Source organism: Micromonospora sp. WMMC264 (genome assembly GCF_027497275.1).
Taxonomy (GTDB): Bacteria; Actinomycetota; Actinomycetes; order Mycobacteriales; family Micromonosporaceae; genus Micromonospora; species Micromonospora chalcea.
Window position 1 is genome coordinate 3035444 of record NZ_CP114907.1, and the last position, 12724, is coordinate 3048167.

The following is a 12724-nucleotide window of genomic DNA, read 5'->3' on the forward strand; positions in this document are numbered from 1 at the left end:
GCCGCTAGCGCTCAGCGCAGCCCGGGGACGCCGACGAAGCGGCGCGCCGCAGCCGGCGGGACCGGCGTGCCGGGGCCGGCGCCGCCCGCGACGTGCCGGTCCAGGGCGGCCAGGGCCATGGCGTCGTACCGCGCCCGCCCGTCGGCCGCCGCGTCACCGGCGGACAGCTCACGCAGCAGCAGCCGCCCGGGAGCCCCGGCGGCCGGCTCCCGCACCTGGAGCACCGCGAAGGCCGTGCCGGGCAGGAAGAGGACGCGGGACGGCACGCCGTCGCCGGTCTCCAGCGCGCCCGTGCGCCGGCCGGTGGCCGACCAGATCAGCACCTCGACGTCTCCCGGCAGGTCGGCGGGCGGTTCGGCGAGCGCGTTGGTGAACCCCCAGTCGGTCAGCACCCGGCGCTGCGCGATCCGGCGCAGGTCCGCCCGGGTCAGGTCGGCGGCGGCGTACGTGACGCCACTGTGCACCGGCAGCGGGCGCGTACCGGCGGCCACGCACCTGGCGAACGGCACGTGACCACCCGGCTCGGCGGACCGCAGCGCCTGGTCGACGCCGTCCCCCGCGGCGGTCAGGTAGAGGCGGACCGCTGTGGCGTACTCCAGCGCGTCCGCGCCGTCGGGCAGGGCCGGGTGCGCCGCGAGCACGCGGGCGACGTCGGCGGCGAGCGCGGCGATCTGGCGCCGGAACGCGCGGCGGAACCAGGCCCGCTCCTCGTCGAGGTCGGGACCGGGGCGTACGCCCCGCGCCTCGTCGACGGGGGTGCGCTGGAAGCGGGCGGGCGCCACCGTCGGGCGGTGCACCGGCAGCGCCATCGTCGGAGCGCTCGCCCAGGTCACGCCCCCGCCACCCGCCCCGGCCACGCCGAGGAAGGCCGCCTCCGCCCCGGCCAAGGCGGAGAAGGCCGCGGCCGCTCCGGCCACGGCGGGACGGGGCGCGTCTCCTCGGGACACTGCGGGTCGGGCCGCATGTGCGTCAGTCACTGCGGACACGGCCACCTCGGGGGCCACCGGCGCGGCGACCGGGCCGGCCACGGTGAGGTCGACCGGCGGTGGGGCGGGAACCGGGGGCACGAGGGCCTGAACCGCCGCGTGCCGGCGCGCCCCGTGCGGCGGGGCCGGTTCCCGGGCCGGCGCCACCGACGAGGACGGACGCACCGCCGTACGCCCGCGGGTGGCCGGGTCGAGCCGTGCAGCCAGGTCGGCGGCCAGTTCCCGGTGGCGGTCGGCCACCGCCGGCGCCGGGTCGTCCACGACCAGCCGGGCCTGCGCCGGGTCCAGCGGGACGGCACGGATCCGGTCGGCGTCGCGGGACGGCAGCGGAGCACGCAGCCAGAGCCCGGACGGGATCACCTCGACCACCGCGTCGTGGGCGTACTGGTAGACGCCGGGACCGACCGGCTCGCCGAGTTCCGCTGGCGCGCGGTGGCTGAGGATGCGCGGCGTCGCCGCCGCCCCGAGCGCCGTCCGGGGACCGTACGCCAGTTCCCGCGCGAAGACCTGCCAGCCGGGACCACCGTCGGCGGTGACGGTGAACATGGCCGGGTCGTCCGGGCGGCCGGTGGGCACGCCGGTGAAGACCCGCACCGCACAGCCCAGCACCTCGGCGAGCGCCTGGCCGAACTGCTCGCCGTCGGGCAGCGCTACCGGCCCGTAGTGGATGAAGCGGGCGTGCTCGCGGCCCTGCGGCGCGAGTCCACGCCAGAACCGGGCGACGTCGTCGAGCCGCAGCGGGGCGGTGCCGGGGCAGCCCACCAGGACCGGCATCGCGTCCGGCAGGCACGCCATGGCCGAGGTCAGGCGGCCGCCGTGGGTGGCGATCGTCGCCTCGTCGCGGCTGTCGCGCAGCCAGACGCCACCCGGCAGCGGCTCCACGGCGCAGGTGGAGCTGATGGTGAGGTGGTCGGTGGCGGCGCCGTCCCAGGCCGGCGCCGGATAGCGCTTCGACTGCCAGGCCGGCGCCCGGCCGCGCCGGTAGCAGACCCAGCCGCCGAGGTCCGTGCCGTGCACGAAGAGCAGCCCCGCCGCGCCCGGGATCATCCGCCCGAACGGCGCGATCACCGGCCGGCCCAGCCGGTCGGAGAGCCACTGCCCGGCGAGCGCCCCGGTCTCCGGGCGCGCGCCGCAGACCACCAGCCGGATGCCCCGGCGCAGGCGCTGCCGGCGCAGCTCGGTCGCGACCGTGTCCCAGACGTCGAAGGGCAACTCGTGCTGCAAGTCGAGGATCACGATGTCGTTGTCCGGATCCGGGTCCACCGACAGCGCGACCGTACGGGCCTCCGGGCTGATCCGTTCCCGGGGGTGCAGCACCAGGGCGTTCCCGACGGTGTGGCGGGTGATCACCTCAGATCATGCCGGAGCGCAGGGCGTAGGCGACCGCGTGCGAGCGGTTGCGCAGCTTCAGGCGGTGGTTGAGGCCGTAGATGACGTTCTTCACCGTACGTTCGGAGTAGCGCAGTTCGTCGGCGATCTCGTTGGTGTCGAAGCCCTCGGCCATCAGCCGGAGCACGTCGATCTCGCGCGCCGTGAGCCCCGAGGCGTTGAGCCCGTTCGGGTTGAGCACGTCGCGCTGGAGCCGTTCGATGTGCTTGAGCAGTTCGCCCACCAGGTTCGGGGGCAGCACGCCGCCGCCGGAGGCGGCCGCCAGCACGCTGTGCGCGAGGCGTTCGGCGGTGACCGCCGCGCGTGGCAGGACCGCCACCACCCGGCACTCCACGGCGGTCAGCAGCTCCTGCTCGCTGATGTCGGTGGTGATCAGCACGACGGGCGCGCCGATCTCGGTCGCGGCGAGGCGCAGCATGGCGATCACGTCGGTGGTGAGGCGGTCCGCCGCGACGATCAGCACCTGCGCGCGGGTCCGGTCCGCGCTGTCCAGCAGCGTGACGTCCGACCGCGACCGGAGGTGGGCGGTCAGCCCGGTGTGGGTCAGCGGGTCCGGCGCGTGCACAAAGACGGCAACTTGCTCCACAGCCATCTCCATCACTGTCAGTAGGGGCTGACAGTCTCGTGGAGACTCCTTCAGGAAATCTCCACAGTGGTGCCGCGAGGCGCGGCAACCCGTGAAGATCGGCACGTAATCGCTGGTCAGACTTTTTTCAGTCAGTGAAGATTGATTTCGACGGGACCCATCTTCTCCGTGGCGAGCTTCCCGGCGTTCGCGGCGGCGGCCTGGATCGCCTCCATGATCGCCGTTTGCAGTGACGCGGCGTCACGCTGCTCGTACACCCGGGGGTCGACCCGGACGGCCTGGACCTTGCCCAGGCCACTGGCCATGACCACGACCGTGCCGTCCTGGGAGCGGCCGGTGACGATCGCCTTCTCCAGCTCCGTCTGCGCGGCGCGCATCTGGTCCTCGAGCCGCTGCGCGTTCTCCATGAACTCCTGGAACGAGGGCGGGATCGGCTTGGCTTCGGGCTGCATGCGAGGACCTTTCTACGGGAAGCGGGCGTACCGTCAGCCGACGGCGGCCAGGCCGCCGAGACGCTCGCCGACCGCGGCCGGCGCCACGGCCAGGTCGGCGAGCGCGAGCGTGCGGGAGCCGGTGCGCCGGGTCAGGGCGAGCGAGAACTGGTGGGCGGCGTGGACGGTGCGCCCGGGCAGCTGACCGGCCATCCGGGCCAGCGCCTCCCGGACGTCGTCGGGGACCTCGTGGCCCCGCCGCACCAGGTGCCGCAGCACGATCTCGGCCAGCTCGTCGGTGCTGAGCTCGGGCACCGACCACTGCTGGCCGAACACCTCGTTCACCGCGGGCACCGCGGCACGCAGGCTCGCCAGCGCCGGCTCCTCGCCGGTCAGCACCACCACCGGGTCGCCGAGCCGGGAACGCATCTGCGCGACGAGCGCCTCGGCGATCTCCGGCGCCACCCCGGAGCCGTCGTCGACGTAGTCGAGCTGGAGCACGCCCCCGGCCGCGTCGTCGAGGACCGCGGTCACCAGGCTGGCGGCCTGCCCCGGCCACTGCGGCGCCAGCTCCCGGCGGGTGCTCACCCGCACGAGCTGGCCGACCGGCACCAGGCCCAGCTCCGACAGGCAGGCGGCGTAGAGCCGGGCGTACTCGCCGCGGCCGCTGCCGGCCGCGCCGCCGATCAGCACGTTTCCGGTACGGCCCGGGCCCCGCCTGCGGTTGCGTCCCTCGCACAACTGCAACAGCGTCTGCCCGGCCGCCTCCTTCACCCGCTGCCCGCCGACCAGCCCGCAGATCCGCTTCCAGCTGCGGGCCGCGTTGATGGCGCCGGTCGGGTCGGTCGCCGCGTCGGGCTGCTCACCGGGCTCGACCGGCAGGTCCTCCAGCAGCGCCAGCTCGGGCTCGACGTCGGCGGCGGTGAGCCGGTTCAGCTCGTTGTCCTTCGTCGGCGGGTGGGCCGCCAGCCGGGACGCCTGGTTGTTGATCAGCGCCTCGAACAGCTTGCGGGCGACCCGGCCGTTGCCGAACGTCGCGTTCCTCGGCACCCGGGTGAAGTACGCGGTCAGCGCGTCAACCGCGTCGTCGGTCAGCTCGTAGTAGTGCTTGCTGACCAGGTTGGAGGTGATGGTGACAAGTTCCTCGACGGAGTAGTTCGGGAACTCGATGGTGCGTGTGAAGCGCGACGCCATACCGGGGTTGGAGGCGAGGAACTGCTCCATCAGCTCCGAGTACCCGGCGACGATCACCACCAGCTCGTCGCGGTGGTCCTCCATCATCTTCATCAGCGCGTCGATGGCCTCCTGCCCGAAGTCCGGGCCCGAGCCGCCCGAGCCGCTGGACAGCGTGTACGCCTCGTCGATGAACAGCACGCCGCCGAGCGCCTTGGTGACCAGCTCGGTGGTCTTGATCGCGGTGGAGCCGATGTACTGGCCCACCAGGTCGGCCCGCGCCGCCTCCACCATGTGGCCTTTGGACAGGATGCCCAGCTCCTTGAGCACCGAGCCGTAGAGGCGGGCCACTGTGGTCTTGCCCGTACCGGGTGGGCCGGCGAAGACCAGGTGCCGGCTCATCGGCGGCATCGGCAGCCCCATCTGGAGCCGCACCTGCGACATCTTGATCAGGTTGATCAGCGCGGTGACCTCCTGCTTCACCCCGCGCAGACCGATCAGGCCGTTCAACTGGCGCAACGGCTCGCTCAGCTCGTCGCCGCCGCTCTCCTCGGCCGTACCGTCGTCGCCGGCCGGCGGGACGGGCGCCGGGCCGGGGACCGGGGGCGGCGTGGCCTGCTGGCGGCCCACCGTCAGCGCGTCGACGGTCAGCGTGGCGCCGGGCGAGCGGCGCACGTCCTCGCCGCCGCTGTCGCGCACCACGCAGCGGGTGAGCGCCACCGGCTCCTCGGTGTCCACGCCGATGCCGGCCGCGCCACTGCCCAGCACCTCGCCGTCGGTGACCGACCCGCGGGACCCGGCCTCGAACACCACACCGTCCGCTCGGGCGTGGCGCACCCGGACCTGGGTGACCGCCGCCGCGCCGGTCACCCGCAGGCCGTCCCGGGCCGCGTCGGCGATCTCGCTGTCGCCCATCTGGAGAGCACCCTCGACGAGTACGCCGGAGCCCCGCAGCAGGGCCGCGCGCAGCGTCAGGTCGGCGCCGGGGCCCACCCGCACGCAGGCGGCCCCCGTACCGGTGAAGCGGGCTTCCCGCACGACGGCCCGCGCGGGACCGGTGAGCGCGAGCGCTGTCGCGTCGCCGGCGTCGACGGCCAGGTCGGCGCCCTCCAGCGACGCGCCGTCCTGGACCAGGACCCCGGCGCCCGCGGTGATCTCGGCCCGCAGCCGCTGCAGCACGACCGTCGACTCACCGGCGAGCACGGCGACGTGCTCCCGCGTGCCCCGGACCGTCAGCCCGAGGAAACGCGGTGCGCCGCCGCTGACCGCGACGCCGACCGGCGAGTCCAGGACCGTGCAGTCGGTGAACGTCGGCCGTCCGGCGCCGAGCACCTGCACGGCGGTGTGCCCGGCCCCGCCGAACACGCAGTTGCGGAACGACGGCGACGCGCCCTCGGCGATGTGCGCCGACTGCACCGCGGCGCCGGTGAACGTCGAGTCGCTGATCTGCACGTCGGCCTCGCCGCGGACGAAGACGTCGACGTTCCCGCTTCCGGTGACGGTCAGGCCGCGGATGCGGGCCCAGGCCCGCTGCTCGACCACGAGAGCCGGCTTGCCCGCCCCGGCGATCTCGCACTGCTCGACGGTGAGCCGGGCGTCGCCGCCCACGCAGACGCTGTTCGCGCCGGCCGTGCGCAGGCGGCAGCGGCGCAGCGTCAGGGCGCTGCTCTCCCCGGCCACGACACTGCTCGTGGCGACGTCGTGGACGACGGTGTCCTCGATCGTGCTGGACCCGGCCGACATCACCACCACGCCCGCGCCGGCCGAGCTGGTCACGTCGCAGCCGCGCAGCGCCACGGTGCCCTGCATCCGCGCCAGCAGCGTGACCCAGGAGGCGCCGCTGACCCGGCAGTCGTCCAGCGCCACCTCGCCCGCGTACACGTCGACCGCCGCCAGCGTCGTGTCGGCGCTGCTGAGCGTGATGCCGCGCAGCTGGGCGCCCTCGCCACGGACGACGAGGACGCTGCCCTCCTCCACATGAACCTCGACGGTGCCGGGCTGGACGGCGCTGATCGTCACCCGGTCGCCGACCACCAGCTTCTCGACGTACCGGCCGGGGTGGACGTCGATCGTGGCGCCGGGCTCGGCCCGGGACAGCGCCGAGCCGATGGTCGGATAGGAGCCCGCCTTACGGTCTCCCACCACGAGAACCTGCCGACTCACGGCGTCACCCCTTCCGGTCCAGTCCGGGCAGCACCCGGAGACGGCCACGGGCCCCGGCGCCGATCCGCTCCCGGGGCTCGGCCGTGGCCCACCGGTCCAGGCTGCGCCGCAGCGACGTGACCGCCAGCTCGTCGAGCGACACCCGGTTGGAGTCGACCCGGCCGGTGTCGTCGATCTCGTTGGCGCCGATCTCCCGCAGCAGGACCGCGCCGCGCTCGCCCGCCGCGGGCCGGCGCTGGTCCAGCACCTTGAAGTTCGTGCCCGGAAGGAACAGCACCCGGTCCTCGACGTGCTCGTCCCCCTCCGGCTCCAGCAGGCTGGTACGGCGGGCCGTCATCGACCAGATCAGCACGTCGGTGTCGCCGTCCTCGGTCGCGCACGGCTGGGTGAGCGCGTTGACGAAGCTCCAGTCGGTGACCAGGCGGCGGTCCTGGTAGAGCTCCCACTCCCGGTCGGTCGGGGACAGCCGGTAGACGGTCGTCCCCCGGAAGGACGGCATCCGGGAGACCCCGGCGACCACGCAGCGCGCGAACGGCACGTGCGGGCCCTTGCGACCGGAACGCAGGCCGGCGTCGACGCCCGGGCCCCGGCCGGTCAGGTAGAGCCGCAACGCGACCGAGTCGGCGAGCACGTCCTCAGTCGACACGCCGGAGCCCTGCATGCCCGGGTGCTGCGACATGATCCGGGACACCGAGCTGGCCATCACGTCGAACTCGCGGCTGAGCGTACGGCGCAGCCAGGCCCGCTCGTCGGCGAGCCCCTTCTTCTCCGACAGCAGCGCGCCCGCGCCGGCGGAGGGGACCGGCTGCACCCGGGCCTCGGCGCTGTCGGCCGGCTCGGCCTCGCCGGGCGGCCCGGCCTCAGCGGCCGATGGTTCGACCTCTCCCGACGCGGTCGCCGGAGCCGAGGTAGTGGCCGGAGTCGCCGCTGCGGGAATCGGATCGACGGCGTGGACCGTCAGCGACGGCACGGTGGGCGGGACCGGCCCGGGCGCCACCGGTGGCGGCGTCGCGAGCGCCTGGCCGAAACCGGCCGGCATGGTCGGCGGCTCCGGCTCGCCGAAGCCGGCTGGCATCGTGGGCGGCTCGGGGATCGGGTACGCGCCGGGCGCGGCGTCCTGTCCGCCGGCCTCCGTGAGCCCTCCTCCGGTGGCCTCGGTGTGCGCCGACGGCTCGGCGTGGACCAGCGGATCGGCGTGCTCCACCGGCTCGGGCGCTCCGGCTCGTTCGGCCGGGGCGACCGACCCGACCGGCGGGACCGGCCCGAGCGACCCGACCGGCTCGACGGGCTCGACGGGCTCGACGGGCTCGACCGTTACCACCGGTTCGGCGGCGACGATCGGCTCAGGCAGCGCAGGCCGCCCGTTCTGCCCCGCCGACTCCCCTGACCCGCCGGACGGGATCGGACGGCCGGCGGGGACCGGCCCGGCCAGGGCCGCAGGCGGGACGGGTGCCGGGCCGGCGGCAGCGGGCACGGCGGAGGGCGGACCGGAGACGGCCCGCTCGCCAGGGGCGGCCGGCAGCACCGGCTCGACCGGAGGCGGCACCACGGGCGGCGCCGGCAGATCCGACGCGAACGCCACGGGTGGCGGCGGCAGCTCCGGCACGAGCGGCGCCGGCAGATCCGACCCGGACGGCACCACGGGAGGGGCCGGCAGCTCGGACGCGACCAGCAGCACCGGCGGAGGCGGCAGCGTGGGGAACGCCGGGACCCCGGGCGCGACCGGGCGCGGCACCGCCGGCGGAGGCGGCAGCGTGGGCGTGCTCGCGAGCGGGTCCCGCTCGGACGTCACCGGCGCGGGACCGGCGACCACCACGCTGTCCGCCGACGCCGGGGCGACCGGCGCGGGCGGCGCCACCTCCACGTACGCCGGCATCGGAGCGGGGCCGACCATCGCGCGCGTCTCCGCTTCCAGGTCGACGACCACCTGCGCCCGGCTGGACGGCTTCGCACCGGGTACGAGCACCGACGCCGGCATCAGCGTCCGGGCGGTGCCGGCCATGCCGTCCACCCGTGCGGCCAGGTCGGCCGCCAGTTCCCGCATCCGCTCGGCGGCGGCGTGGACGGTGTCGTCGAAGACAAGCGTGCCGCTGCGGGCGTCGAGCATCGCGGCCCGAACCTGCTCGGCGTTCTTCGGCTCGGCGGTGGCCCGTACCCAGAGCCCGCTCTGCACCACCTCGACCACCGCGCCCGGGGCGAACCAGTAGACGCGGGGCGCGAGCTCCTCGGCGCCGGTCAGCGGCGGACGGTGGCGCAGCACCGTGGGACGGCGGGCCCGCGAGTTGGGGTGCGCCCGGGGCGAGTAGGACAGTTCCAGCGCGTACGGGGCCCAGCCGAACGCGCCGTCCGGCAGCACGGTACGGATCTCGTACTTCTGCGGGCTGCCGATCGGCACGCCGGTGTAGCAGGTGACCTCGGTGTTGAGCAGGTCGGCGAGCGCCTGCCCGAACGCCTCGCCCTCCGGCATGCGGATCTCGCCGAACTGCACGAAGCGCACCCGCTGCCGGTGCTCCTCGTCCAGTCCGCGCCAGAAGCGCACCACGTCGTCGAGCGACAGCGGCGGTGTGCCGGGGCAGCCCAGCAGCACCGACATGGTCTCCGCCTGGCACGGCACGTACGCGGTCAGCCGCCGCCGCTGCGGGTCGACCACCTGCGGGTCGCGGTTGCTGTGGATCCAGACCCCGGCCGGGATCGGCTCGATCTCGGCGACGGCGCTGGACGGGCGGGTGTCGACGGCGGCCCGGTCCCACGTCGGCGTCGGGTAGCGCTTCGCGTCCCAGGCCGGCGGGCGGCCGGGCCGGAACCGCACCCAGCCGCTGCCCGGTACGGAGTGGACGAACAGCGTGCCGGCCGAGCCGCGTACCAGGTCGCCGTCCGGGGCGATGACGGTGCGGTTGAGCCGCTCGGAGAGCCACTGCCCAGCCATCGCCGCGGAGTTGCCGTGCCGGCCGCAGGCGACCAGGCGGATGCCGCGGCGGCGGCGCGGCAGCACCCCGGCCATCGACTCCCACGCGCTGATCGGCATGCCGTCGCCGAGGTCGAGCACGACGACGTCGTTCTCCGCGTCCTCGATCATGGACAGTGCCAGCGACTGCGCCTCGGGGCTGATCGCGTCCTCGGCGTGGACCACGAGTGCGTTGCCGACCGTGTGCTGCACGACGCCGCCGGGGCGGTCCTTGCCGCCGCCGAACAGGTCCCGGATCCGGGTCGCCATGGTCGACCTACCCCACTTCCGCGGCCGCGATGGCCCTCAGGCTCAGCGCCGGGCCCTGCGGCAGCAACGCGAGCAACTCCTTCGGGAAGGGCACGTGCGGGACCCGGTCGAGCTTCAGCGCCTTCGCCGAGTCCTGGTCGCCGACGGGGTACGCCTTTCCGTCGTCCGCGATGTAGGTGGGCAGGGGGGCCACCCTGTCCGAGTCGAAGGGCGCCGGGAGCACGGCCATGCCGCTGCCCGGCCGGGTGCGTACCGACGCCTGCCCGGCGGGGCCGACGCCGGAGCGGTCCAGCGGGACGAGGACGGCGGTGCTGGCGAACCGCGTGCCGTCCACCGCGCTCTGCCGCAGGCACAGCGCGTTCGGGGCGGGCTCCTGCGGGGTGAGGCCGGTCAGGTCGGGCAGCCGGGTCAGCAGCGACCGGTCGGTCGACATGCGCGCGGCGGCGAGGTCGGCGGCGGTCAGCTCGACCGCCTTCGCGCCGGTGGTGGCCGTGGCGAGCAGGAACTCGGTGCGGCTCAGCGGGGCCAGGCCGTCGCTGCGCAGCACCAGCAGCTGCTCCGCGCCGGTGTCGGGCTGCTGGCGGAACAGCGTGCCGACCGGGTACGTGCGGTCGCCGACCCGGCCGGACCGGCCCTCACCGGGGATCGTGGCCGGCGTCAGGGCCGGCCCGTCGGGCAGGAAGGCGAGCCAGTTCTCCGGCGCGGGCACCCGGCGGGTCGTGGTGGCGCCGAGCGCGACGAGCACGGCCGGGTCGCCGACCCGGAACTTGCGATCGGCGGTCACCAGGTAGGTCGGCCCGGCGGCGTCGCGGACCACCACGAACCGGTCGGCCGGTACCGCGGTGGCTTCCGCACGCGGGTCGAGGTTGAGGCCGAGCCGGTCGCCGGGGGTGTCGGCGACCGATCCGGGCAGGCAGGCGAGCCACGGCCCGGCGACCATCGAGCCGGTGGCGATCGACTGCGGCGCGCCGTCGATGCCGATGGACGGTCCGCGCGGCACGTCCTTGATCGACTCCTGGGAGATCAGCTTCACGGTGGCGGAGCCGCCCTGGATCAGCATCGCCGAGGTCAGGTTCGGCGTCGGCCGCAGCATCCCGTCGAGGTAGACGTATCTGGTGCCGCTCTCCTTCTCCACCAGGATCACGCCGGCCTTGGTGTACGCCTTGCTGCCGCCGGGCACGATCCAGCCGTAGACGGCGAACCCGGCCACGACCAGGACGCTGATGAGCACGCCGAAGGCCAGGCCGGTGACGGCGCGCCGACCGGGGATCTCCGCCGTCGACGGGTCGCCCTGCACCAGGGCGGAGCTCAGCCGGCCCATCATGAACTGGTGGGCGTGCACATGGTCGCGCTGGGTCTGCACGGTCGGCTACCCGAACAGTCCGCGGGCCCAGGCGTAGAGCCCCAGCACCTGGGCGAGCACCGGCAGCACGACCAGGCCGGTGGCGACGTCCAGCCCACCCGCGGTGTACTCCCAGAACGGCAGCATGCGCCGCGGCCACGGCCGCAGCGCGGCCATCACCAGCGGCACCAGGAGGGCGACGAGCCCGCCGAGCAGCACGTACCGGCCGGTCGGGGCGAGCGTGTCGGAGAACATCAGGGCCACCATGAGATAGCCGACGGTACCGGCCGCCACCAGGGCGATCCGCTGCCAGAAACCGAAGAAGGTACGCGAGCGCAACAGGATTGCACTCGATGTCACGAGCACCAGCGTCCAGCCGGACCAGCCCGGTACCTGCATGGTGTGGTGCAGCAGCACCGGCAGGACCAGCGCGGAGGCGGTCATGCAGGCGGTCAGGTAGGTGTCCGCCTCGTCGGCCCGCGCCTTGACCAGGTCGGAGTCCTCCGGCTCGATGTCGTAGGACATGTCGGCGCCGGTCTTGGGCAGCTGCGGGCCGCGCAGCCGGGCCAGCTTCACCGCCGCCCGGGGCGCGATCACGATCAGCACGAGGATCACCGAGACGGCGACGGCGGAGACCTTCGGCGCGGTGAGCTGGAACCCGGCGCCGGCCAGCAGCACGAGCACCACCATCGCGGCGGTCAGCGCGACGATCAGCAGCGGGGCGAACGGCATGACCGGCGTGACCGTACGCTGCGCGACCAGCAGGAACGCGGTGACCGTGACGATCGCGACGGCCGCGGCCAGCGCGGCGTCGCCGTTCCAGGCGACGCCGTCGGGGTCGCCGTCGACGGCGCTGGACGCGGCGACCGCCGCGAAGAACGCCGCGCCGCCGCCGAACAGCAGCGGGAAAGCGCCGTCGGTCTGCTGGCGGGCGCTGACGATCGCGGCGGTGAACAGGCCGGCGGCGAGCACCGCGCCGGCGATCACCTGGGGCAGCACCGGGCCCCGGTCCACGAGTACGGCGGCGATCAGGCCCATCGCCACCAGGAAGAGCACCAGGAACAGCACCCGGCGGTACTCCGGCTGCCACCTGTCGGCCCGCCGGTTGACCACTGTGGCGACGCCCTCGGCGAGATCGTCGAAGTCGAGTTCGGGCAGCGGGTCCTGCGCGGGGCGCAGGTGCAGCTCCTCGCCCTCCAGCCAGTCCAGGCTCTCCGGCGTGCCGGACAGCTCGAACGGCGCCTGGCCGAGGCGTTGCAGCACCCACGACTCGTCGGGCACGTCGCCGTCGGGAACCCGGGACAGGTCGGTGGTGTGCCGCACCAGCAGCGGCATCAGGTTCGCCACCGGCATCCGGGCCGGCACGGCCAGGTCGGCCCGCCGGGCCGGCCCGACCACGGTGATCCGGCACAGTTGGTCGTTCAGCGCTGCGCTCACCAG

7 protein-coding genes are annotated in these 12724 nt (G+C 74.8%); all 7 read right to left on the reverse strand.

The window, feature by feature from the left end:
- Positions 1–11: 11 nt before the first annotated feature.
- Positions 12–2336 carry a hypothetical protein gene (locus O7542_RS13040; protein ID WP_281606304.1) on the reverse strand — a complete coding sequence of 775 codons (2325 nt, stop codon included), beginning with the start codon at positions 2334–2336 and terminating at the stop codon, positions 12–14.
- A gap of 1 nt (position 2337) precedes the next feature.
- Entirely contained in the window at positions 2338–2973 is a 636-nt protein-coding gene (locus O7542_RS13045; RefSeq protein WP_176722919.1) for a response regulator transcription factor, read from the reverse strand.
- Between the two features lie 119 nt (positions 2974–3092).
- Positions 3093–3413: a YbaB/EbfC family nucleoid-associated protein gene (locus O7542_RS13050; RefSeq protein WP_069090100.1), complete on the reverse strand. Its 321-nt coding sequence runs from the start codon at positions 3411–3413 to the stop codon at positions 3093–3095.
- 33 nt (positions 3414–3446) lie between these two features.
- Complete coding sequence (locus tag O7542_RS13055; protein ID WP_281606305.1) at positions 3447–6728, reverse strand: right-handed parallel beta-helix repeat-containing protein; 3282 nt, start codon at positions 6726–6728, stop codon at positions 3447–3449.
- 4 nt (positions 6729–6732) lie between these two features.
- Positions 6733–9942 (reverse strand): hypothetical protein, encoded by a 3210-nt coding sequence (locus O7542_RS13060; RefSeq protein ID WP_281606306.1) that lies wholly within the window; start codon positions 9940–9942, stop codon positions 6733–6735.
- 7 nt (positions 9943–9949) lie between these two features.
- On the reverse strand, positions 9950–11305 hold the full coding sequence (gene eccB / locus O7542_RS13065) for a type VII secretion protein EccB (RefSeq protein WP_281606307.1): 1356 nt from the start codon (positions 11303–11305) through the stop codon (positions 9950–9952).
- Positions 11306–11311: 6 nt separating this feature from the next.
- The gene (gene eccD, locus O7542_RS13070) at positions 11312–12721 is read right to left on the reverse strand and encodes a type VII secretion integral membrane protein EccD (RefSeq protein ID WP_281606308.1); all 1410 of its coding nucleotides are present in this window, start codon (positions 12719–12721) and stop codon (positions 11312–11314) included.
- Positions 12722–12724: the final 3 nt, after the last annotated feature.